Below are 24,321 nucleotides of genomic sequence, written 5' to 3'. Positions count from 1 at the left end.
CCTGCTACCAATCTCGTTCCCGGGCCAAAACCGGGCACTGAGCCAACTGAGCGATCCGATCGGATCGGATCAATCTGGGATCCAACCACTCAAGCATTAACACCAACATCAGCCCAAGGCCCAGGCCACCGATCATTCCCCCCAACAGCGCCAGACTCGCGGGCGCATTGGTCGGCCCGTGCGGCCGCTTGGGTTGATCGATGATCTTGGTCTTGTCACCGGCTTCAAAGTCACCCAGATCAGAGGTGATCTGGGCTTTTTCATAGCGCAGTTGCAGCTGATCCAGCAGCGACCGCTTCACCTCTACCGAGCGCGACAAGCGCAGCAGCTCCCGCTCTACCTCAGCGCTCTGAGATAACTTGGCCATCAACTCGCTGCGCTGTTGCTGCAACATCGCTTGCTGCCCTTCCAAAGCCGACAGCGCGGTTTTGGCTTGCTGCAAAGACTGCAGCTGAGACAAGAGTAATGGCGGGGTATCGCTATCGTTGTCTTGCTCTATCGCACTGGCCAATTGCCAGAGGGTATCCAGATCTTGGCTATCGAGACGCTGCGCTCGGGCCAGCAATCGCCCTTTCTCTTTTTGCAGCCGCTTCACTTGGGCCAGCAGCGCCTTCACCTTGGAGTGCGCATCGGTATAGCGGGCGCGCAGCAGCACCAGCTCAGCCTCAGCCATGACGATCCGCGACTCGAGCTCACCGATCACCGGATCCGAGCCCGCCAGCGCCGTGTTTAGGCTGCTGAGTTGACGCGTCGATGACTCTTTCGCGATCACATTTTGTCGCAGCCGTTTTTCCACATCCTGCAGCGCCTGATTGGTCGCGCCGAACAGGCTCGGCAGCAGATCCGCGTAGGTCTGTTTGTAAGCGGCCAATTCTGCCTCTGCGCCAGACAGCTCTTCGATCTGCGCTTGCATCTGTTGCTCTAAAAACCGCTCGGAGCGCTCAACGGCGGCCGAGCCGGGCGCCATCAGGCCAGAGACCAGTTGCTCACTGATAATGGTTAACAGGGGGGCGATCTGATCCTGATCTGGCCAGCTCAATTGCAGCCGGATCAAACTGCTGCCTTTCAGATCGATCTGAAGGCCGGCCGCCAGCTGGCGGTACAGACGCTGACGCTCGACGTCATCCGCCTCGGGCCAAAAGCCACTGCCGCTGACCACCTTGTCGAGCATATGGCGACTGCGTAACAAGGTCCGCAGCCCTTCCAGGCGATCCTTAACTCGAACCGCCACCGACCAGCCGTCGAGGGTGGGATTGTTCAACTCTGGCTCCTGGACCAACAAGGTGGTGCTGGCCAAGAAGCGATCGGGCGCGGTCACATTGAGCGCCAACGACGCCGCAGCCACCATCACCACCGGCAGCGCAAGCCAGAGCCGACGCTGCCAGATCGCCAACAGGGCGTAGTACAGCAAGGACAGCAACCGATCAGTCAGCATTCGGCACACCGACGCTGATCATAAAACCGTTGCTCGCCATCGAGGGGGTAAAGCGTCCCTGGATCCGCTCGGCATCCTTCGGCAGTGCCCGCAATAACTGAGCCAGGCGCTGCTGACCCACGTGCGCCTGCTGCCACGCGGGCAGATCCGCCACGGGGCCCATCAGGAGTACGATCTCCCCTTGATGCTCAAGCAGATAGGCCTTCACGGGGGCCAACGTCACCTCATCCAACCCGCCTTGTGGCCATTTCACCAATAATGGCTGTTGCTGCGATGGGGTACTCACACACCCCACCATGGTGATCAGCAGCAGGCACAGTAACAATCGATTCATCATGACGGATCCTACCTTTATCCTGGGGAGACACCGAAGAATGCATGAGTCAGGCCAACTATGTATGTCGCTGATTAGCTGAAATTAATAGACAGATTTATGGAGGGAACGTCGGCGCGTTGCGTTCTGCAAAGCAACGCGACTCGGTTATTGGAGGTAGCAAGCCAGCTGCTCGGCACGCGCCGACCATCCGCACTCGCTCACGGCGGCGCGTTGAGCCTGTCGGCACGCCGGTTGCTCTAGGCTTTGCTCGATAGCCGCCAGGAGTTCGTTGGACTCACGGCCGATCCGAACGTGGGGCAACCAGTTGTGCGCCGCGGGAAAATCGGTGCTGACCACACTGCAGCCGGCCGCAAGATACTCCCGCAGTTTGAGTGGATCACACGCCTGGATCTGGGGATCATCGCGAAACGGCAATAGGGCGACATCGAAGTGATTGGCGTAAGCGGCGAGCGCCTTATGCGGCTTCACGCCCAGGTTGATCACGTTGGGCAAACGCCACAGCCGAGACGACAAGCCACTGCCCTGCCCGATCATCACCAAGCTATGCTGCGGGAAACGGGTGGCGATCTGCACCAGCAACGCGTCATCCAACCAATTGGCAAAACTGCCGTAGAAGCCAATGATCTTGCCTTCGGGCAGATCGGCGGGCCGCTCAAAGTGCTTAGCAAACCAAGCGGTATCGACGCCGTGTGGCAGATGGATAGCACCGCGGAAACTCTGAGTTAAGATCTCGCTGGCGGTGAAGATCCACGCCACTTTGTCCAGCAGGCGTTGTTCCGCCCGCGCCACCTTGGCGTGATCCACCCCAGCCAGTGCCGAAAAGTCATCGCCGCAATAGTACGCGGCCGGCACCTGAGGGTAGAGACTCAGATACGCTTCCGCGCTGGCGAGGCTGACCATGATCCGATCCGGGAGCGGCTGATCGGCCATCTGCCGCCGAAACAACCAGCGATTGAGCCGCCGCAGCCACTTCGATTGTGCCAACGGCCACACCCGAACATTGCGGATCTGGATCCCACTGGGCGCCGCGTCTGCCGCCACCTTTGGCGCCCACAGTTTGTGCCAGAGCCGGGGCAGATCCCGCCACCCCGGCTGACGCAGGCCAATGGAGTTGATCCACACAATGTCATAGCGCTGGCGCAATGCCATCGCCAGGTGCTGGCTGCTGGACGGGTGCCGCCCCCAATCCTCACCAAAGATCATGAGTCTTTTGCGTGCCATAAGCCCTCCTTCGGGGTGCTGACCAAGTGGGTCAAACTCCAGGTTAATGCGGTATAGATATACAAAGGCCAAGTAAACCCCTGCGTTAGGAAGGTGCCGCCTACGCCAAAACCGATCAGGCCCGCCATCACGGCGCAGCTCCAGTGGTACACGTGGGGATCCCCCGACAGCGCCCGCAGGTTACGCCAGCCCTGACGCAACAAACTGAGATAGAAACAGACAAACACCGCAAAGCCGAGAAAGCCGGTTTGCGCCAGCACATCAAACCAGGTCGAGTGCACCGCGTGATTCTTGCCGTCCCAATGCGGCGAGTGGAAGTAGTAGTTGTTGTAGAAATTGTTCAGGCCCACCCCGGTCAAGGGATGCGACGACGCCATGCTCCAAGCCGCTTGCCAGGCGTAGATCCGCCCCATCGCTGACGCATCTACGCCCCCTTCCGCCGCGCCGCCGGAGCTGCGTCCGCTGATCCCCGCCGCCGCCACCAAGATCATCAGCGCCAGCGCGCCTGCCGCGATCACCTTAACGTTGAGCCCCCAGCGCAGATAGACGAAGAAGCCGCTGACCGAGACGATCCCCAATAGGCCACCCCGGCTTTGCGTGGCGATGATGGCCCAGCACACCAACACGGCGATCATCGCCGCCACGCCGCGTTGCCAGCCAGGCGCACAAAGTCGACCAATGGCAAAGCTGAGCGGGAACAGCAACACCAAGGCCAGATCATTCGGATCCCCCAGGACAGAGCCATAGCTTCGACCTATGGTCACCCGGGTGCCTTCGATGATCCCGATCCCGTTGAGTTTGTTATAGATCGCCACCACAGCGACCACCGCGCCGCTGAGCAAAACCATCCAGGCGACCACATTCAGCTTGCGACGCGTGTCCACCAGCCAGGCGATGATGAAGGTCATCAGCAAGATCTTGACCCACGTCGCAGTGAAGTAGCCTATCGCCAGTGAGCGATTGGTTGCCAGGATCACCCCAATGGCCGTCAGGCCGCCAAACAGCAGCAGCAATTTGCCCTGCGCCGGCAGATAAAGCCACGCGCGGCCGCGCACCAAGAGGCCAAGGCCCACCGTCATGATCGCCAGCACGGCAAACAATTGGGGCAATCGCCAGCTCATGGCGGGGGGATAGAGTTCGTGCAAGCGGAAATAGGACAGGATCACAAAGCCCACGGCGGGCAGATAGGGGTGGCGGCGTAGGATCCAAGCCAGCGGCGCTATCATCAGTAAACCAAGCGATAACACAGGGCGAAACGCCAGCAGCTGCGCCGCCCCCAGCGCCAGCGGGATCAGCAACAGCAGCAGAGCGATCGGCACTAGCATAGCGCCGTCGCCTCCGGTTGCGCCCGCAGGTACAGCGCGAGCGCCAGAATAAGCGCCAGCACCAGCAATACGCCACTGCCGCCCAATATGGGGATCTGGCCCAATGCGCCCGCTAACTGCAGCAGCATAGTGGCAATGCAAGGCAACAGCGCCCACCAGGGATAGGGCAACGGCTTGAGCCACTGCGCCAGCCAAATGATGTGTATCGCCCGCCCCGCGCACAAAGCCGCCAACAGCGAAAAGATCGCCTGGGCATCCGTTTGCCCGGCCAAAGGCAACAGCAACAACGCCAGCACGCCCCACAGCGCGTTAATGCTGAACACATGGTGACTGCGCTGCTGCCAATACACCCCGAGGTTCAACAGCGTGGGAAGCTGACGCAACAACACCAACAGCATGAACCACGGCACCCAGTCGAGCGCACCCTGCAACGCCACGGGAAACAGCAATGGCGTCAATCCGTACGCCAACAGGGTGGTGATGCAGACCGATCCGGTCAGCCACAGCACCCCGATCATGCTGTTGCGACCGTGGCTGTGCAATGCGCCGGACTCGATCAAAGGAAAACGGCGCGCAAACCACCAAAGGTTAAACGGCTCACAACCCAGCGCCGCCAACAAGCCCCACTGCCCTGCCAGCGCGACCTCAGCCAATAGCTGGGGTTGCGCTAACGCCGCGATCCATTGCCGCTCGTAACCATTGAGCAGCCACAGCAATGCGGCCCCTGCCGCTATCGGCCCACTGTATGCGAGGAGTCGGCGGGAAAACGCCCAGTTAAACTCAACACGATGCACCCGGTAAAAAGCCACCAATGCGACGGCGGCGACCGTCAGCGCTGCCAGCGCCCCACCAAGTAACACACCGCTGATCCCGAGTCCAAGATTGACCAGTAGCAGCAATAAGCCCGCGTGAAGCACCGCCTGGCCGACAGCGAGTTGCAAGTAGCGCTGCGGCTTGCCTTGCTGTCGGGCAAAACACTGCAGTAAGCCCAGCACACTGCCCGCGGCCAGACTCAGCAACAACAGCGCCAACCAGTGCCACTGCAAACCGCCGGGTAGCCAGCCAGCCCACACCGGCAGCGTAAAGCCCAATGCCAGCATCAGTCCCAGATCTAACGCCAAGGCCAGTGCCATCACCTGCCCGGCTTGTTGTTCGCTGCGGACAAAACGCAGGGAGCCCTCGGCTAGGCCACAGCCAAACAGCATTGAGCCCAAACCCGCTAGCGCGGTGATCAGCCCCAACTGACCGTACGCCTCAATCGTGAGTTGATGCGCAAGCCAAGGCAAGATCACAACACTCACCCCTCGGGTTAGCGCCACCGCTAAGCCGTAACAGAGGGCGGCATTCACAAGGTGCGCCCCGCACGGCGACGACTCGATAGGCCCAGCGTCGCGGTCGCCCATTCAGCGCCAGTGAACAGGCCGCCCGGTTGACACCTTGATCGCTTCCACTGTGTTTGCATGCTTGCTCCAGCCCATTGCCCATGGACGGGTTATTCAAGCTTTAGGCCATATTTTATCTGATTGATAAACAGTGACTTTTCATCTTGTGCCGCGCCAAACTCGCTCTCGCTTTGCAAAACGCAAAAAGCCCGGCATTCCGCCGGGCTCTTAGGGTTCGCAGTGTGCGAGCGGATCAGCTCACGGCCGCGATGGCCTGGATGATCTTAGGCAGGTTATCGGGGGTCAGGCCGGCTACGTTGATCCGGCCAGAGCCTACGATATAGATCCCAAACTCCTCCTTGAGACGCGCAACCTGCGCCTTGTTCAGGCCAGAGAAGCTAAACATGCCATTTTGGGCCTCGATGAAACTGAAATCACCGGCAACGCCTGCAGCGAGCAAGCCGTCGGCCAACTCGGTGCGCATCCGACGGATCCGCAGACACATCTGCGCCAGCTCTTCCAGCCACAACGCCTTGAGCTGTGGACACGCTAGGATCGTCGCCACCACCTCGGCACCATGACTCGGCGGGTTGGAGTAGTTCGCCCGTACGATCCGCTTTACCTGAGACAGCGCTCGATCGGCCCCCTCTTGCTCGGCGGCGATCACCGTCAGCGCGCCGATCCGCTCATTGTACAAGCCAAAGTTCTTGGAGAAAGAGTTGGCCACCAACAGCTCAGGCAGCTCACTCGCAAAGTGACGCAGTCCCGCCGCATCGCTCTCAACATCTTGGGCAAAACCCTGATAGGCGAAATCAAACAGCGGCAACCAGCCGTTGCGTTTGGCACTCTGCGCCAACAACTGCCATTGCGCCAGGGTGGGATCGATACCGCTGGGGTTGTGGCAACACCCATGCAGGATCACCACATCGTCGGCACCGAGTTGATCGAGATCGGCCAGCATGGCATCGAAATTAAGCGCCTTGGCCGCCGCATCGTAATAGCGATACTCGCCCACCTCGAGCCCAGCAGTTTCGAAGATCCCGCGATGGTTGGCCCAGCTTGGATTGGAGATCCACACCTTCTTGCCCCCCAGACAGCTGGCAATAAAGTCGCCGGCGATCCGCAGTGCGCCGGTTCCGCCCGGGGCCTGGATAGTGTGCGCGCGCTTGGTGGCTAACACCGGATGGGCTTCCCCCAGCAACAACGGCTGAACCAAGGCGCGGTACTGCACATGGCCGTCGATCCCAAGATAACTTTTGCTTTGCTGATCCGCCAAGATCCGCGCCTCTGCCTGCTTAACGCAGTTCAGCACAGGGGTCTGGCCGGCTTCGTCTTTGTAGACGCCAACACCAAGGTTCACTTTGTCGTTGCGAGGATCGGCACGGAAGGCTTCATTTAAGCCAAGAATGGGATCAGCTGGGGCAAATTCTATCTTTTCAAACATGGGCTTAGGGCTTAACTCAGAATTAAGAAGGACAGGCCACTTTACCACTCCCAAGACCCCACTGTCAGTGGCCAGCACCGCCTTTCTTGATCGCAGCACGTTGCAGCAGCGCTATGACATAATTCACGTTCGCTATAACCATCCAGGAGGTAGGGTTAATCCGGTCGCTCGGCCTTGATCAACACATTGCGCGGTGTGGTCTGACGGTCGGTAAAGCAACCGATCGAGACCCGATAGCCCTGCTCCTGCAGATACAGCGCGCGATCCAGCACCAGGTAGATCTCCAGCGGGCGTCGATACAGCTGGCGGACCAATTCCATGCGGCGCAAACGTTGCCAGGCACCTTGGCCTTCGCGTTCGAACTCGGCCAGCGCGGCCGCCGAGGGCAGCGGGATCCCCCACTGCTGCGTGGCCCAATCGGCAAACGTGGGAAAACCTTCACTGAAGATCTTCTTGGCGCAGGAGGGCAAAGGCGGCACATCGTCGCAACCACACTGGGCACGATACACAGCCTGCATCGCTAACCGATACCCCACCTCAATGGCGCGCAAGCGTTTCACCCGCGCTGGCGCGGTCGCCGTCTCCTGAACCGCTAGGCGCAGATCCGCCCGTGATAACGCCAACGGGTATTGCCCGGCCAAGCGCGATAACGGCTGATAGGCTTGCTGCTGGGTCAGGTGATAGCAACAAGGGCTGAACGTCACCGCCTGCAATCGATGTTGAACCGCTTGCTCAAGCAGGCGTCGATGCAGATCACCACAGGCGTGCAAGGCAACGGCATGCTGCTGCGCCGTAAAGTGGTCGGATACCTGCGCATGCATCACATCCTGACAGCGGAAGCTTTGCGCCGTGCCAGCCCGTTGGGCGAGCGTCACCCCCTGCTCACATAAGCTCTCGTCATACTCTAGGCTCAGCACTGGCTGATCACTGCGCTGCGCCATCAGTCGCCCTAAATGACCCTTACCGGCACACCACTCCAAAAACGGCAGATCCACCCGATCGGTATTGGCACAAAACGCCTGGATCTGAGTCCATTTACGCCCGGGAATATGGGCAAACTGACGCGCGTTGGGCTCAAAGCCCAGCTGCCCCTTCAATAGTGGCAACTCAAGCAGTGGCAGCAAGGCGCTGAGCGCGGGCAGGTAAGCGCTGAACCAAGAATACAGCGCATCATCACACGCCTCCATCTTGCTCACCTGCGCGTCATTGAGGCTGAGTAACTCAGAGGCCAAGCGTGGGTATTCCGTCAGCCAGTCAGGATCACGGTCATTAAAGGGCTGAGGACGCCAAAATGACTGATCCCGCAACAAGTGCGGGACCAAGTCAGCAAACTGTTTTTGCAACAACATAAAATGACCTAATGAGCTTGAAACGTCCTCATTATCCCATGACAACGCAATTACGGCCATTCTGTTTGGCTCGATACAGCGCCTGATCAGCCCGTTTAAACACAATACTCATCTCTTCATGCAAGCCGTGGCGCTGAGCCGACCCTAGGCTGACCGTGATCTGCGTCTTTTGTAACTCACGCTTATCCGCGTTGCGCATCATCAACAGTTCACGACGTTCAACCAAGCGATCGTCGCTCACCAACAGCGGCAAGGTCTCAATGCTCTGACGCAGCGCATCCAATGAGCGCTCAACCTCTTCCGGAGTGTGGTTACGATAAACCAGAGTGAACTCCTCACCGCCATAACGATACGCCCGGGCGCCTTTGACCCGCCGGAGTTTCTTGGCGACCAACCGCAATACATCGTCACCGGTATTATGGCCGAAGCCATCATTGAACTCTTTAAAGTGATCGACGTCGATCATCGCCACATGCACCTGACGACCGCAGTTCAGCATGTCCCCGTCCAGCGTTCGCCGTGCCGGTAGGCCGGTCAGGCCATCGCGAAATGCCTGACTATACGCATTGTCGAACACACCCAGTAGTAGGATAAAACTCATGCCGGTGTACATCAGCATGTGTCCTGGCCAGGGCATCGGCCAAGTATTTACCAGCCAAAGCATCCCGCCCAGCACGAGGGGCATCAGGTGGTCAGACTTACCCTCTAACAATCGTTGCCCATAACGGAAGGCCGGCAAAAGCCCCAAATAGAGCCAGGGCAGTTCCCGGTTGCTGACCGGCATAATGCTGCTTAACCAGTGCCAGGATAGCTGCTGCATCAACAGGATCTGTGCGATCAGAAAGCCAACCCAAGCCGTCAGGTAGAGTAAGGTGGCTGGACGAGCCGGCAGCCAGAGCATGTTCAACGCGATCAACAGATAGAGATCGTAAGTCGACAGCCGCAAGCTCCCCTCGATCCCTAACGTCCCCACGTGAAAGGGATAGAGCACCAGCAGCATCAATCCGAGATAGCTGTAGAACGGCTGGCGAAAACGATGAGCCATCGACACCGACAGCAACAGAACCACACAGGGGATCAAATCGAACGCCAGAGTGTGGGGGGTCAGGTGTTGCTGCCACCAAGGCAACCCCACAACCACCAATACGATAATGACGCCCCCCCAAGCGATGGGGCTAAGCTCCCGAACCATCAATTACTCCGACCTAAACCAGACAGCAGGATCCTGTTTGTATTAACAACAAAAGACGACCTTAAACACTGCGGTTTTGAATGAAAAAAGCGGCTTGCGCCGCTTTTTTTACAAAACACGTTTGAGCAGGAGATCCGCCCGAAGTCGCTTAAGCCTTTTCAATAACTTAGCGATCTGAGCTGGGTACTTGTCCACAGGCTCGATGCAACCGTGCCCTTGCAGTCGCGTGGTATTTTGCAAAATGCACGCTCGCTCATCGGCGAACTTGCTTTGCAACGCGCCCTGCTGATCGATCAACATGAGTCCATTTTCCAGATCCAACGCCCAGGCTCGGGGGTTGAGGTTGTTCCCTGTCAACAGATACGCGTGATCATCCACTTGGATGCCTTTGAGGTGATAACTGTTGTCTTCATGCCACCACAGGCGTAGATCCAACAACCCCTTGTCGATCGAGCGTTGATGCCGTTTAGCAAACCGCTTCAGGTTTTGCTCATACAGGTATGGCAAGGCACCCACCGGCGAGAACTCCGCTTCTGGCGGCATGTAGAAATCATTCGCCGTCTTATCACCCACCACGATCTGCACCTCAACGCCTCGTTTGAGCAGCTTGCCGATCACCGAGGTTAACTGGCTCGGTAGGTTGAAATAAGGGGTGCAGATAAAGACCCGTTTCTCGGCGCTGAGCAACAAGTTAATGATGGTACGGTTCAACTGATTGCCCTGGCGCCCGAGTCCCAGTAGCGGGAAGATCGTCACTTCACCGTCACCGATGTCATCCGGCAGCTGATAGCGCGCCCGGCTCAAGCGCATCTTCAGCTGCTTGATGCTGCGGCGCAGCGCCTTGGCGTTGGCGATCGGCAAATGTAATAGCGAGACCACCGCATCGCTGGCGATCAGATCTTGGGTCAGAAAACTCGACAGGCTGTCGGCCAGGACCACGTCGTGGATCAAATGATACCGGTCATAACGGTAGCGACCATTCCAACCGAGGTAGACGTCATTAATGCTGGCGCCGCTGTACACCACGGTGTCATCGATCACGAAGCCTTTGAGGTGCAGAACGCCGGCCCACTCACGACTTTTTACCGGTACACCGTGGATCCCTATCTCAACCGGCGCGTACTGCTGCGCGAGATCACGATAGAACTGATCATTGCCGATCTGTGGCCCTTTGCCGATCAGGCCCCGCTGTGCACGGTGAAAATCAACCAGCACCTGAATGTCCAGCTCAGGGCGCTGTTGCTTAGCCTGATAGAGCGCATGAAGCACCGCCCGACCGGCCTCATCGTCTTGCAGGTACAAAGCCGCAAGATGGATCCGTCGGGTCGCGTTTTTAATAAGATCCAGAAGACGCTGACGGTAGCCAGCAGTATCGGTGATAACGTCGATGTTATCTGCCCGGACGGTACGTCCAGCTAAGCTGTCGTACCAATGATTTTCAGAGTTGGTTACCGATTGCATATTTTTTTTCTTCCAGCATCGATCCGATCCATGCTGAAAAATAACGTCCACTCAATACTTATACACAAATGCCAGCCCAATCTCTCAACCGCCACAAGGGCCCGTAAAGACTGAGGTTTAGCGCGCTAGTAAATCAGACCCTTGTGGGTTGAGCAAGCCTCAGCAAGAGCCAGTTGTGGACTGTGTGCTCAAGCCAAGCGGAACCTTAACGCTTTTGTGCGCCAGATCACCACCAACTCCAGTCGACAGTCGGTGGTGCATTACCGAGAAACCACTCATTGCGCTCAAGCAAAAGTAACGGCCGTTGCTGCCAGTAGAACAATCACCGTCAAGGTAAAAGCGGTCAGCCTCAATGCATATCGAAGATCTTGATCCATCTCTATTTCCTAGAATTACGAGTGAGTTTTCATTATGGTCAAGAATATCATTGCAACACAACCTAAGAGATCGGATCCATGGCCCTGCTTCGTTACATCGGCCTCGTCATTATGATGCTACCCGCTGCGAGCCATGCTCAATATCGCGATTTTGAGACCCTGCTGCCCCAGGGCAGCCAACTCGCCTTGGCGATCTACAGCGCCAACGGCGAGCCAGAGTATCAATACCGCAGCGAGGCCTTAATGGCACCCGCCTCGACCTTAAAGTTGCTGACGGCATCCGCCGCCTGGCTCCAGCTCGGGGCCGACTTTCGCTATCGCACCCAACTGCTCGGCCCAGCCCCAGACGGCCACCGCCTGCCGGGCGATCTGGTGCTCTCCATGGTGGGCGATCCGACCTTCGAACGCGCCGATCTTTATCGGATGCTGCAACAGCTAAAACAACAGGGCGTTGATCATATTGACGGCGATCTACTGATCCAGGGACTCGGTTTTTCCGGATACGATCGCGCCCCCGGATGGCCATGGGATGATCTGGGGATCTGCTACGCGGCCCAAAGCTCGGCGGTGATCCTCGATGGCAACTGTGCCAGAGTTTGGTTGCGCATTGCCAACGACACGGTCCGCATCGACAAGCCAGCCCATCTTCCCTTGCGGTTTAGCCACAACGTGCAGCTGGGCAATGGCACCGAGTCGTGCCCGCTCGAGATGCAGCGTCACAGCCAAAATCATTATCAACTCAGCGGCTGCATCGACAAACCAACCCCGTTGGCCATCGCCATCGACGATCCTGGCCATTACGTTAGCCAAGTCGTGAGCCAGCAACTGCTGCAACTGGGGATCACTCTGGCGGGCTCGGTACGCCATGTCGACGCGCCTCTATCCACTGCGCCCAAGCGCTTGCTCCAGCACCAGTCCCAGGCCCTGCCTGCCCTGCTCACACGCGTACTGCAAGACTCCAATAATCAGATCAGCGACAGCCTGCTGCGCACCCTGGCGCACGATCTCTATCAGCAAGATGCCAGCTTTCAACTCGGGATCCAGGCGATGAAATCTATCTTGCAGCGAGATCTCGGACTCGCGTTTGACAGCGGAACCCTGTTCGATGGCTCAGGTCTCTCTCGCTACAACCTGCTCAGTGCCGATCAGCTCGCTTCACTGCTCACGCACTGGCTAAACAACCCCAAGCTGTCGCCTTTGCTCGAATTGTTGCCCGTCTCTGGAGAGAGCGGCACACTCAAATACCGTCGCAGCCTGAAACAGCTCCCATACAAAGTCAGCGCAAAGACCGGCAGCTTTAATCAAGTCAGCAACCTGGCCGGTATTGTCCAACGCCCTGATCAAGCGCCGGTCATTGTGGTTCAGCTGGTGAATGGCATCGCGGGCGATCCCAGTGTGACGCAAGATCTGCTGTCACAATTTGAGCATCACCTGTACCAATGCATTCAAACGGACTGTTTCGCCCCCCAGCAGAAGAGGCAACGGCCATGACGCCCGATCCTTGGCGTCATCTCGCGCAACAGGCCAGTGGCACAGCCCTGCTCCACCAGATCGCCGAATCGATGGAGATGACCGGGCGTTGGCCCTTGCTCGCTCTGGTGCAGCGTCAACAGCAGCAGTGCCGCGTGCTCCTGTTAAGTGAGCGCGGCCACCCTCGGCCGGGCACGGTTTACGATCTCCAGCACGCCCCTTGTCGGCTGCTCTATCGGCCTCAGCACCCGATCGACGCCCAGCTGTTTTGCGCGGATCTCAACCACTACCCACAATGGCCTTTGCGCCACCTCACCGGCGCACGGTGCTACTACGCCATGCGGCTACCGCTCGACGCTACCTTAGGTGACTTCCATCTGCTGTTATTGGACCCTGCACGGCATGACAGCGACGCCCTGCCCAGAGCCCTGCTGCGTTGCGCCGTCGAACGTCTTGCCGCAGATCTCAGCCAAACCCGCCAGGGCCTCGCGCTCATGGCCCATCAAGCGTGCAGCCAGTCCAACCCTATCGCCCAGGCGCGACTCGACCCGGACGGATATCTTCATCAGGTTTCACAAGGATTTGCCCAGTGGTTTGAACAGCCCAGAGACCGAATGGAGGGAACACTACTCAGTCGCTGGTGTCCAGAGCAAAGCGGCCTGCTTGGTCATGCGCAACGTGCGTCTCAGCCCAGCAGCAGCGAACATTGGTATCAAGCCGCGATTGGCACAACGCCGGTTCGGATCCAGATCCAACTCCATCCTCTCGACAGCCAGACCGGCCACCTGCTGACCATCACCGAGCCCGCCCGCCAAGTCATCTCTGCGCATTCTGACACCCCGTCAACCACGCCATTACTGCGTCAACGCCTGCAGCATGAACTCGCCCGCTTACACAGGAATCATCAAGTGGCCGCGCTCGTGTTTATCATGGCGGACAAACAGGCGGCCCCGCCCGATTGGCAGCAGATCACGCGGTACGTCAGGCCATCACTCAGAGCGGAGGATCTCGTCGCCCAGATCAGCCCTCACGTGCTTGGCGCGCTCACCGCCTGCTTCGATCACCAAGGCTCGGCGCCGCGGACTCAACTTCAGGCCATTACCACCAAGCTGCACCAACAACTGTCCCTAGCGGCACAACAAATGGGCCAACATCTGCCACTACAACTTAAGGTGCGCGTGATCACCCAATGGGATCACAACATCGAGGAACTGCTCGATCCCGCAGGCGCCACCCCATGGCAACTGTCGATTGAGCCCCAGAAGTCCTGAGCTGCGTTACTGACGCTGATGACGCCGCTCAGACCGTATTTCGCCGATGCCCTTTTTATCATCGTCCACTCACGATCGCCGATCATTGACTATAACTAACTCATTGGTGGGCAAAAGCCCGCCAGATACAGAGGGGGATGGCTTTATGTCGATGAAAAGTGCAAAAGAGTTTGCGCTCTGGATGATCGACCGCTTTGGCAACCAACAGGATGGGGTTTATCTTGAGCGGGACGACTTAAAAAAACTGTCTGGCCGGCAGGCACTAAGACAGGACTTTATCGCGGATGTGCATTTCGAACTGACGCGGCACGGTTTGGGCTTTGTCACCGACACGCTCAAAGAAAAGTACTACCTGTTTTACCTTCCCAAGACCTATTGGAAAGATGTCGCAGACCGCTATCAACAGCCCACGACAACCAATATCCACAGCCTAGAGTCGCCGAAAAAGGTGAAACTTCACCAATAGCTCGGCTTAGAACAGCGCTGCTGGCATCTCCTGGGTGACGGACGCATCCACCAAGGCCGCAGTCAAATAAGCGTTAAAACGTGGAAACAGCCGCTCAAAGTAAAACTGAGCCAGATGTCGTTTCCGCGCCGCTAATTCTTCATCGGCTTGAGGCAAGGCCACCAAGATCTTCAACCACATCAAACCATACGTCGCGTAACCCAACGCATGCAGATAATCCACCGCCGCAGCATTGACCACATCGGCCTGCCCATCACGCGCTTTTAACGCCATCGCGCCATCCAGCAACTGATCAAACGCCTGTGCCACTTTATCGCCGTAGCCGGCGTAGTTCGCCGGCAGCACACTGAGGGTGTCGTCCAGCATTTGCATCAAGAGCTTCAAGGCAGCTCCCTGCTTTGGCATCACTTTCCGGCCCAGCAGATCCAGCGCCTGGATCCCATTGGTTCCTTCGTAGATCTGCGCGATCCGCACATCGCGAACCCACTGTTCAACCCCGGTTTCGCGAATGTAACCGTGGCCACCAAATACCTGCTGACTGTGTACCGTAGACTCAAGCCCGGTATCAGTGAAGAAAGCCTTACACAAGGGCACCAGCAAACCAACCAACATATCGGCTTCTGGATCCACTGCCGCGCCGTATTTTACCTTGTCCAGCTGCAAACCCGTCATCACCGCAAGGGCGCGACCGGCCTCTGTCAGTGCCGCGTTGGTCATCAACATACGACGCACATCCGCATGCACTAGGATAGGATCGGACTCCCCGCCCAAACTGGCACTGCCCCCCTGCCCTTGCTGGCGTTCCTTGGCATAACGGGTGGCCATCTGATAGCTTGCTTCGGCACAACCCAAACCCTGGATCCCGATCGACAGGCGCTCATAATTCATCATGGTGAACATCGCGATCAGGCCACGGTTCTTTTTACCCAGTAAGTAACCCTGAGCCTGCTCAAAGTGCATCACGCATGTCGCCGAGCCCTTGATCCCCATCTTATGCTCGACGGAGCCACACACCACACCGTTACTTTCACCGAGCTGGCCCTGCTCCGTCACCTGATATTTCGGCACGATAAACAACGACAGGCCACGTGAGCCTGCGGGTGCATCCGGCAGGCGCGCCAGCACCAGGTGGACAATATTGTCTGCCAGATCATGATCACCGCCGGTGATGAAGATCTTGGTTCCGGTGATCCGGTAGCTGCCATCGTCCATCGGCTCGGCCTTGGTCCGGACGTTACGCAGATCTGAACCCGCTTGTGGCTCGGTCATGTCCATCGCGCCGGCCCATTCTCCGCTATAGAGCTTGGGCAGATAGAGTGCTTTTTGCGCCTCGTCACCATGGCTCGAAATACACAGCGCCGCGCCTGCGGTCAATGAGGCGTACAGGGTGAAGGCGTTCGACGCGCTGTAACACATCTCGTCAAACAGCACCCCCAACATCTTGGGCATGCCCATGCCCCCGTACTCAGGATCGCCGCCAAGCCCAACCCAACCGGACTCAGCAAACGTGGCGTACGCTTGCTGATAACCATCCGGAGCCAACACTTGATCCTCGATATGCCGAACCCCTTGCTCATCGCCAGGGCGGTTCAATGGGGCGATCAGCTCCGCGGTGATCCGCGCCCCCTCCTCCAGGATCGCATTCGCGGTGTCCAGATCGAGCGTCTCTTCCATTGCTGGCATGCGCTGCCACTCTGCCTCGGCGGCAAAGACATCCTTCAGCAGAAACTGCATATCCTTCAGTGGGGCTTGATAGTTCATGGCTTTCCCTTGTCGGTGAAGATAAACGGTCTTTTAAAACACTTGTTTAATATTAAGCGGAACGCAGATCAAATCAAGCGCAACCGTGCCGGCATTGTCGCAACATCCCGGCCTATTCGGCGCGATCCAGTTCAAAAGAGACAAAAAAATCCCCCCGGGGACAACCGGAGGGATAGCACTTAATCACGCTCTAAGCGCTTCAGCCCGAGCGATTAAACAAGCGTGCTGTTAATCGCTTTCAACGTCGCCAAAGGATCCTCAGAGCGGGTGATCGGTCGACCGATCACCAGATAATCACTGCCCGCTGCAACTGCCTGCTCCGGTGTCATTACCCGGCGCTGATCGCCCAGTGCTGCCCCGGCAGGACGGATCCCAGGCGTCACCAATTCAAACGACTCGCCCAGTTGGGCTTTGAGCAAGCTCGCCTCTTTTGCCGAGCAGACCACTCCATCCAGTCCCGACGCTTTGGCGAGAGTGGCCAGGCGCAGCACATGCGCTTCACCATCGCCAGCCAAGCCCAGCTCAGGTAACTCTTCCTCGCCCATGCTGGTCAGCATGGTGACCGCGATCAACTTAGGGGCTTTGTCGCCATAAGGCTTAAGCGCTTCCGCCGCAGCTTTCATCATCTTGCTGCCGCCACTGGCATGCACATTGACCATCCAGACACCCAGCTCAGCCGAAGCCGCGACGGCACGCGCAACCGTGTTGGGAATATCATGGAATTTCAGATCCAAAAACACGTCAAACCCACGTTCGGCCAGATCTTTGACAAACTGCGGACCGTAGAGAGTAAACATCTCTTTGCCCACTTTTAGGCGACATTCAGAAGGCTCTAATTTTTCAACAAAAGTCATGGCTTCTGCTTCGCTGGCGAAATCCAGCGCCACCAATACTTTTGATCCGGTCATCATCATTATTCTCCGATTGGGTACTATTCGCCGTCGAGGCCACGGATCCGTTGGATCTGACCCCACGACTTGCAAGAAGGACATTGCCAATGCAGGCTGTGGCCAGGAAAACCACACTGCAAACAACGGTATTTCGGCCTGAGCCGGATCTGCTTTTCAACCAGATCGCTCAGCAGTAGTAGGCTATCCTTCGCCGTTGTATCGCCCAATGCGTCAGTGCGCATCGACATTAGGCGATGAAAACCTCTCATGGTCGGATGACGTTTCAGCTGACTGAGGATCAACTGCTCTGCTTGTTCGGGGCCCTGAGCTTCGGCCAATACCTCAGCCAATGCCAACACTGTGCTGGTGCTGGCATGCGAGGCCATCACCGATTCGAGCCAATCTCGATATTGCGCTCGTTGATCTTGCCGGGCAAATGGCTGCTCAGCCTGAGGCAAGGTTTCACTGACCCACTCTGGGCTGAACTTCGCCAGTCGCTGCAACGCGTCTATCGCTTGTTTATCCTGCCCATCACGCAGTGCCGCTTCAAACAGGGCAAGATTGGCCCGGCCGCATTTGGGATCGATCTTCAGCGCTTTAAACCACAGCTTGATCTTTTCCGCCAACTCGTCCGATTGCTCCGCCAACTGACAATAGTAATGCGCGACCTGAGGCACCATCGTCTGCCGATCGGCCCGCTTGAATTTTTTCACCAAACGGATCGCCTTCCACCACTCCTTGGTCGCCTGGTAGATAGACAACAGCTGCAATTCTGCTTCTTGACTATGATCCGGATCCTTGACCAGTTGCAGCAGGATCTCCTCAGCGCGATCGTAAAGACCCGCCGCCAGATAATCTTTGGCCAACTCCATCATGGCCAGATCTTTTTGTTCCAGCGACAAATGAGGTCGAGCGATCAGGTTTTGATGGATGCGGATCGACCTATCCACTTCGCCGCGCTTGCGGAAAAGATTACCAAGAGAGAGGTGGGTATCGAAGGTTTCGGAGTCAACCTGAAGTAACTCGATAAAGCGGTCGACCGCCTTATCCGGCTGATCGGACAAAAGAAAGTTCAGCCCCTCAACATAGTTTCGGGAAAGGCTTTGTTGGCTGTGCTGCTGATTAATACGAATGCTGCGCCGGCCCATATACCAGCCGTACGCTGCCGCGATCGGCAGAAGCAAGAACAACAGCTCAAACATCAGCCTTGTTGGTCTTTATCAAGGCTGTTTTGCAAACGCTGGCAACGGGACTTGAGCTGGCGGATCATCAGCTTTTGCTTCAGTACCAAGACCAAAGCCAATAACCAGCTGACCACAAACCCAGCGAGAAACGCCGCCGCCATAACCCAAGGCAACAAGAATTCGCCCTGTGCTATGAAGTAGTTGATAGACACAAGATGCTCGTTGCGGGCGCCAAACGCTAACGCAACCAGAAAAAGTGCGGCCACACAGGCCGTAATGATAAAGGCTTTCACACCAACCCTTTTGTCCATAGCGAGTAACCCGAATTATCCACCAAAAAACAAAAGCATGCCACCTAAGATAAAAAAACCCCGCCAAATTGGCGGGGTTTTATGCAACAGACTCAGCTGTTATTAACGCGTTCGCGCAGTTCCTTACCGGGTTTAAAGTGCGGAACGTATTTGCCATTGAGGTCGACCGATTGCCCGGTCTTTGGGTTACGACCCACACGCGGAGCTCGATAGTGCAATGAGAAGCTCCCAAAACCGCGGATCTCGATACGATCACCGTGTTCTAAAGTGCTTGCCATTTGCTCCAGCATCTCCTTAATGGCACCTTCCACGTCTTTACCGGAAAGGTGCGACTGCTTTGTGGCAAGTCGTTCAATAAGTTCGGACTTCGTCATCCTCGCTCTCCTGATAGCCAGTACAGTCGCCTATTAGAGGGGAATAAATCCCCTCTAAACTGCAGGCGATTAGTCGTTGCGTGCAGCTTTGAAAGCTTCAGCCATGGCGCTGGAGAAGACGGTTTCGTCTTTCTGGTTCAGCGCGTCGATTGCTTCTTTCTCTTCCGCTTCGTCCTTCGCTTTGATGGACAGGCTGATGGTGCGGTTCTTACGGTCTACGCCCATAATCTTCGCTTCAACCTGCTCACCCGCGTTCAGAACGGTGCTCGCATCTTCGATACGGTCGCGAGAGATGTCAGCTACACGGATGTAACCTTCAGCGTTCTCGCCCAGCTCTACGGTGGCGCCTTTGGCGTCAACAGCAGTGATGGTACCTACAACGATAGCACCTTTCTTGTTATCGGACAGGTACTTGTTAAACGGATCTTCTTCGATCTGCTTAACACCCAGGGAGATGCGCTCGCGCTCTGGGTCAACGGACAGTACTACTGCGTCGATTTCGTCGCCCTTCTTGAAGTCACGAACGGCTTCGTCGCCGTTAGCAGCCCAAGAGATGTCGGACAGGTGAACCAGACCGTCGATGCCGCCTTCCAGGCCGATGAAGATACCGAAGTCAGTGATAGACTTGATCTTACCGGAAACCTTATCGCCCTTGTTGAAGTTCTGGCAGAAGTCTTCCCATGGGTTGGACTTACACTGCTTCAGACCCAGGGAGATACGACGACGCTCTTCGTCGATGTCCAGAACCATAACTTCCACAGAGTCACCCAGGTTAACAACCTTAGATGGGTGGATGTTCTTGTTGGTCCAATCCATTTCGGAAACGTGTACCAGACCTTCAACGCCTTCTTCGATTTCAACGAAGCAACCGTAGTCAGTCAGGTTGGTCACGCGACCGGTCAGGCGAGCGCCTTCTGGGTAGCGGTTAGCGATGGATACCCATGGATCTTCGCCCAGCTGCTTCAGACCCAGAGATACGCGAGTACGCTCACGATCGAACTTCAGAACCTTAACGTTGATCTCGTCACCAACGTTAACGATTTCACTTGGGTGCTTAACGCGCTTCCAAGCCATGTCGGTGATGTGCAGCAGGCCGTCAACGCCGCCCAGATCTACGAACGCGCCGTAGTCGGTCAGGTTCTTAACGATACCTTTCACTTCCTGACCTTCGGCCAGGTTTTCCAGCAGCTGCTCACGCTCAACACTGTTTTCAGATTCGATCACTGCACGACGGGAAACAACAACGTTGTTGCGCTTCTGGTCCAGCTTGATCACTTTGAATTCCAGGTCTTTGCCTTCCAGGTGCGCGGTATCGCGAACTGGACGAACGTCAACCAGAGAACCAGGCAAGAAGGCACGGATGCCGTCCAGCTCAACAGTGAAACCACCTTTAACTTTACCGTTGATAACACCGGTAACAGTCTCTTGGTCTTCGTAGGCTTTTTCCAGACGAACCCAAGCTTCGTGGCGCTTGGCTTTTTCGCGAGACAGTTGAGTCTCACCGAAACCGTCTTCGATAGCGTCAAGAGCAACGTCTACCATATCGCCGATAGCAATTTCCAGCTCGCCTTTGGCGTTCTTGAACTGCTCAGCAGGGATTGGAGATTCGGACTTCAGGCCCGCGTCTACCAATACGATGCCGTTTTCGATGGCGATTACAGTACCTTTAACAATGGCACCCGGACGGGTTTCCAGAGTGTTTAAGGACTCTTCAAACAGTTGAGCAAATGATTCAGTCATGTAAATACTTAATAATAGAGGTCATCCACGGCCATCCTGGACGCGGGGTTATTGTCCTTTGCCTGCCTCATCCTTGACGCAGACTCCAATGGTTCAAGCCGGTTTGACTTGATCCAAACTTTTTACGACGTGGCTGAGTACCGTATCCAGAACCTGGTCGATAGCCATCCCCGTTGTATCAACTTCAAGCGCATCCGCCGCAGGCTTCAGTGGCGCCACCTTGCGGTTGGCATCACGGTCATCCCGTTCGCGGATCTCGACTAAAAGGCGGTCAATGCTAACATCATAGCCCTTTTCCTTCAACTGGGCGAAGCGGCGTTCGGCACGCTCTTCTGCACTGGCAGTTAAGAAAATTTTAGCTTCGGCCTGAGGGAACACCACGGTTCCCATGTCTCGCCCATCGGCGATCAGGCCCGGAGACTGGCGGAAGCCACGCTGACGACGCAGCAGCGCCTCGCGCACCCGTGGCAAAGCCGCCACTTTTGATGCTGCATTGGCGCAGTCCTGACTGCGAATGTCGCTGGAGACGTCTTCGCCTTCCAGGACCACTCGCACGCCGTCCTCAGACGGGTTGAACTGCACATCCAGATGCGCGGCCAGCAGCGCCAGCGCATCCTCGTTTTCCAATTCGACGTCGTGATGCAGCGCGGCCAGCGCAAGCACCCGATAAATTGCGCCAGAGTCTAGCAGATGCCAGCCCAGCCGACCCGCTAACAACTGGCAGATGGTCCCTTTGCCAGCGCCGCTTGGGCCATCGATGGTAATAACCGGTGCCTGTTCAGGCATAGTTATCCTCCAAAAATTCAATCACAGAACACTCAAGGACGAATGCTCCGACCAAAAAGGCGGGGGCATTATACATAAACGCCCCCGCCTTCGCAGAAAAACCTACAACAATTTTTATTTAACTGCTGATATCTTGAAGTTTTTCAAAATAATCCGGAAAAGTTTTCGCCGTACAATCGGGATCATTGATAGTCACGCTCTGGCCCCCCACGGCGAGCAGAGCAAAACACATCGCCATACGGTGATCATTGTAGGTATCGATCGCTGCATGGCGCAGTGAGGCGACAGGCGTTACCACAATGTAGTCTTCGCCCTCTTCGACGGTGGCGCCCACTTTGCGCAATTCGGTAGCCATCGCCGCCAGACGGTCGGTTTCCTTGACCCGCCAGTTGTAGACATTACGGATCCGGGTCGGGCCCGAGGCGAACAAGGCGGTGGTCGCAATCGTCATGGCCGCATCTGGAATGTGGTTCATGTCCATATCGATCCCTTTTAGCGGCGCACCCCGTGCCACGATCTTATCGTCATGCCACTCGATCTGTGCTCCCATAGCCGCCAAGGCATCGGCAAAGTACTTGTCGCCCTGCAGGCTCGCCCGCCCGACGCCATGTACGGTAACCGGCCCTCCCCCCAGCGCGCCCGCCGCGAGGAAATAAGACGCCGAGGAGGCATCCCCTTCGACCATAAACTGGCCTGGGCTGAGGTAAGCTTGACCCTTTCTCACCACAAAACGTTGGTAATCCTGGTTCTCCACCACCACACCGAACCGAGCCATCAGGGCAATGGTAATATCGATGTAAGGCTTGGACACCAGATCGCCGATCATCTCGATGTGCAGATCGTCCTGACACAGCGGCGCCGCCATCAACACGGCCGTCAGGAACTGAGAGGAGATGCTGCCGTCGATCTTGATCGAGCCGCCCAACAACTTCCCCGCCTCGATTGTCAATGGCGGGTACCCTTCCTGCTCGAGGTATTCCACCTTGGCGCCCAGCGGACGTAAGGCATCAACCAAGTGGCCGATGGGCCGCTCCTTCATCCGCGGCTCGCCGGTCAGTACAAAGTGTCCCTTACCTGCGGTTAATGCCGCACACAATGGACGCATGGCCGTGCCTGCGTTGCCCAGATACAGTTCCATCACCTCAGCACTCTCGGCCTGGGCGATGTGTCCCGCCTGACCGACAACGGTGATCTGACGCAGCTCAGGCTGCCAGTCATACTCAACTCCCAATTGCTTTAGGGCGTTCAACATATGACGGATATCGTCAGAGTCGAGCAAGTTGGTCAAGGTAGTCGTGCCTTGGGACATCGCCGCCAACAACAAGGCGCGATTCGAGATGCTCTTCGAGCCCGGCAGGCGGATCTCCCCTTCGACGTGGTTAATGGGATCCAGGATTAACTGCTTCATACTACTCCAGCGTTGTTCTGATTATTGTGTGTCACTAAGAACCGCCTCCAAGGCGGTCATAAACCGGTCATTCTCCTCCGGTAAGCCGACGCTGATCCGTAGGTGGTTCGGCATACCATACCCGCCAATTGGCCGTACGATAACCCCCTGCTCCAGCAACGCTTGATAGATCTGCGATGCGGGCTGGAGTTCTGCCGTAATAAAGTTGCCCAAACTGGCGATGTAATTGATCCCTTTTGCCGCGAAATAACGCTCAAATCGCGCCATTTCGCTCTGGTTCAACGCCACGCTCCGTTGCACATAATCCTGATCGACCAGCGATGCCGTCGCCGCGGCCAATGCCAGGCTGTTACAGTTAAACGGTTCCCGAACCCGATTAAGCAAGCCCGCCATCTCCGCACTGCTGATCAGATAACCGATCCTTAACCCGGCTAAGCCGTAGGCTTTGGAAAAGGTTCGGGTGATGCACAGGTTGGGATAGCGCTGCAGCCATTCAACCGAGGCGGCGCGACGCTCGGCTGGCACATACTCAAAGTAGGCCTCATCCAGCACCACCAGCACCTGCTCCGGCACCTGCTGCAAAAACGCCGACAATTGCTCGGGCTCCAGATAGGTTCCGGTCGGGTTATTCGGATTGGCAATGCAGATCAATCGCGTCTTGTCATTGATCGCCGCCAACATGGCATCGAGATCATGCCCCCAATCTAGTGATGGGATCGCTCTCGCCGTGGCGCCACTGGACTGGGTTAACAAGGCATAGACGATGAAGGCGTGGGCATCGAAGATCACCTCATCGCCGGGTGAAACAAAGGTCCGAAACAGGATCTCCAACACTTCGTTGGAGCCGTTGCCTAAGGTCAGTTGCGCCGTGTCACAGCGAAGGATCTCGGCCAGCGCTTGTTTAAGGTAGAAGCCGTTGGCATCGGGATAGCGGGTCAGATCCGACGTCGCTTGCTGGATCGCCTGCTGCGCCTTGGCACTCAGCCCCAATGGGTTTTCATTGGAGGCCAGCTTAACGATGTTGTTGATCCCCAGCTCACGCTCAAGCTCTTCGATGGGCTTGCCCGGCTGATAGGGGTGTAACCCGGTGACGCCCGGGTTCGCCAGGGCATTCAGATCAATTGCCAAATCCTTTTC

The 24,321-nt window shown here is 57.0% G+C and carries 21 protein-coding genes; 3 read left to right on the top strand and 18 right to left on the bottom strand.

What is annotated here, in order from left to right:
* Positions 1-4 precede the first annotated feature (4 nt).
* The 9 genes from ABEA08_RS21160 to pssA form a co-directional block, all read right to left on the bottom strand.
* Positions 5-1,435: a GumC family protein gene (locus ABEA08_RS21160; protein ID WP_345337441.1), complete on the bottom strand. Its 1,431-nt coding sequence runs from the start codon at positions 1,433-1,435 to the stop codon at positions 5-7.
* The gene (locus ABEA08_RS21155; protein ID WP_345337440.1) at positions 1,425-1,769 is read right to left on the bottom strand and encodes a hypothetical protein; all 345 of its coding nucleotides are present in this window, start codon (positions 1,767-1,769) and stop codon (positions 1,425-1,427) included. The genes ABEA08_RS21160 and ABEA08_RS21155 overlap by 11 nt, the downstream gene beginning before the upstream one ends.
* 147 nt (positions 1,770-1,916) lie before the next feature.
* Positions 1,917-2,993 carry a glycosyltransferase gene (locus tag ABEA08_RS21150; protein WP_345337439.1) on the bottom strand — a complete coding sequence of 359 codons (1,077 nt, stop codon included), beginning with the start codon at positions 2,991-2,993 and terminating at the stop codon, positions 1,917-1,919.
* Positions 2,972-4,318, bottom strand: coding sequence for an O-antigen ligase family protein (locus ABEA08_RS21145; protein WP_345337438.1), 1,347 nt, complete (start codon positions 4,316-4,318; stop codon positions 2,972-2,974). The genes ABEA08_RS21150 and ABEA08_RS21145 overlap by 22 nt, the downstream gene beginning before the upstream one ends.
* On the bottom strand, positions 4,312-5,667 hold the full coding sequence (locus ABEA08_RS21140; protein ID WP_345337437.1) for an oligosaccharide flippase family protein: 1,356 nt from the start codon (positions 5,665-5,667) through the stop codon (positions 4,312-4,314). The genes ABEA08_RS21145 and ABEA08_RS21140 overlap by 7 nt, the downstream gene beginning before the upstream one ends.
* A gap of 286 nt (positions 5,668-5,953) precedes the next feature.
* A complete protein-coding gene (locus tag ABEA08_RS21135; protein WP_345337436.1) occupies positions 5,954-7,144 on the bottom strand; it encodes an amino acid aminotransferase in 1,191 nt (396 codons plus the stop codon).
* 155 nt (positions 7,145-7,299) lie between these two features.
* Positions 7,300-8,493, bottom strand: a complete 1,194-nt coding sequence (locus ABEA08_RS21130; RefSeq protein WP_345337435.1) for a methyltransferase — start codon at positions 8,491-8,493, stop codon at positions 7,300-7,302.
* A gap of 31 nt (positions 8,494-8,524) precedes the next feature.
* Entirely contained in the window at positions 8,525-9,685 is a 1,161-nt protein-coding gene (locus ABEA08_RS21125; protein ID WP_345337434.1) for a GGDEF domain-containing protein, read from the bottom strand.
* Positions 9,686-9,793: 108 nt separating this feature from the next.
* A complete protein-coding gene (pssA, locus tag ABEA08_RS21120) occupies positions 9,794-11,146 on the bottom strand; it encodes a CDP-diacylglycerol--serine O-phosphatidyltransferase (protein WP_345337433.1) in 1,353 nt (450 codons plus the stop codon).
* 455 nt (positions 11,147-11,601) lie between these two features.
* Between pssA and dacB the strand changes: the two genes are divergently transcribed.
* The 3 genes from dacB (at position 11,602) to ABEA08_RS21105 (ending at position 14,730) form a co-directional block, all read left to right on the top strand.
* Positions 11,602-13,014 (top strand): D-alanyl-D-alanine carboxypeptidase/D-alanyl-D-alanine endopeptidase, encoded by a 1,413-nt coding sequence (gene dacB / locus ABEA08_RS21115; protein WP_345337432.1) that lies wholly within the window; start codon positions 11,602-11,604, stop codon positions 13,012-13,014.
* Positions 13,011-14,264, top strand: a complete 1,254-nt coding sequence (locus tag ABEA08_RS21110; RefSeq protein WP_345337431.1) for a hypothetical protein — start codon at positions 13,011-13,013, stop codon at positions 14,262-14,264. The genes dacB and ABEA08_RS21110 overlap by 4 nt, the downstream gene beginning before the upstream one ends.
* A 145-nt stretch (positions 14,265-14,409) precedes the next feature.
* Entirely contained in the window at positions 14,410-14,730 is a 321-nt protein-coding gene (locus ABEA08_RS21105; RefSeq protein WP_345337430.1) for a hypothetical protein, read from the top strand.
* 6 nt (positions 14,731-14,736) lie between these two features.
* Here the strand turns inward: ABEA08_RS21105 and ABEA08_RS21100 are convergent, their stop codons facing one another.
* From ABEA08_RS21100 to hisC, 9 genes are all read right to left on the bottom strand, one after another.
* The gene (locus ABEA08_RS21100; protein ID WP_345337429.1) at positions 14,737-16,491 is read right to left on the bottom strand and encodes an acyl-CoA dehydrogenase family protein; all 1,755 of its coding nucleotides are present in this window, start codon (positions 16,489-16,491) and stop codon (positions 14,737-14,739) included.
* A gap of 212 nt (positions 16,492-16,703) precedes the next feature.
* Positions 16,704-17,402, bottom strand: a complete 699-nt coding sequence (gene pyrF / locus ABEA08_RS21095; protein WP_345337428.1) for an orotidine-5'-phosphate decarboxylase — start codon at positions 17,400-17,402, stop codon at positions 16,704-16,706.
* Between the two features lie 20 nt (positions 17,403-17,422).
* A complete protein-coding gene (lapB, locus tag ABEA08_RS21090; RefSeq protein ID WP_345337427.1) occupies positions 17,423-18,583 on the bottom strand; it encodes a lipopolysaccharide assembly protein LapB in 1,161 nt (386 codons plus the stop codon).
* Positions 18,583-18,876, bottom strand: a complete 294-nt coding sequence (locus tag ABEA08_RS21085) for a LapA family protein (RefSeq protein ID WP_345337426.1) — start codon at positions 18,874-18,876, stop codon at positions 18,583-18,585. Before ABEA08_RS21085 ends, lapB begins: the two co-directional genes overlap by 1 nt.
* A 92-nt stretch (positions 18,877-18,968) precedes the next feature.
* Positions 18,969-19,250: an integration host factor subunit beta gene (gene ihfB / locus ABEA08_RS21080; RefSeq protein WP_345337425.1), complete on the bottom strand. Its 282-nt coding sequence runs from the start codon at positions 19,248-19,250 to the stop codon at positions 18,969-18,971.
* A 69-nt stretch (positions 19,251-19,319) separates the two neighbouring features.
* Entirely contained in the window at positions 19,320-20,990 is a 1,671-nt protein-coding gene (rpsA, locus tag ABEA08_RS21075) for a 30S ribosomal protein S1 (RefSeq protein WP_345337424.1), read from the bottom strand.
* A 93-nt stretch (positions 20,991-21,083) separates the two neighbouring features.
* The gene (gene cmk, locus ABEA08_RS21070) at positions 21,084-21,776 is read right to left on the bottom strand and encodes a (d)CMP kinase (protein ID WP_345337423.1); all 693 of its coding nucleotides are present in this window, start codon (positions 21,774-21,776) and stop codon (positions 21,084-21,086) included.
* 118 nt (positions 21,777-21,894) lie between these two features.
* Positions 21,895-23,184 (bottom strand): 3-phosphoshikimate 1-carboxyvinyltransferase, encoded by a 1,290-nt coding sequence (aroA, locus tag ABEA08_RS21065; RefSeq protein ID WP_345337422.1) that lies wholly within the window; start codon positions 23,182-23,184, stop codon positions 21,895-21,897.
* 21 nt (positions 23,185-23,205) lie between these two features.
* Positions 23,206-24,312 (bottom strand): histidinol-phosphate transaminase, encoded by a 1,107-nt coding sequence (hisC, locus tag ABEA08_RS21060; RefSeq protein WP_345337421.1) that lies wholly within the window; start codon positions 24,310-24,312, stop codon positions 23,206-23,208.
* Positions 24,313-24,321 lie beyond the last annotated feature (9 nt).

This window comes from Ferrimonas pelagia (genome assembly GCF_039543565.1).
Classification (GTDB): Bacteria; Pseudomonadota; Gammaproteobacteria; order Enterobacterales; family Shewanellaceae; genus Ferrimonas; species Ferrimonas pelagia.
The sequence above is the reverse complement of the archived record's forward strand: the minus strand, read 5'-3'. Positions and strand labels throughout refer to the sequence as shown.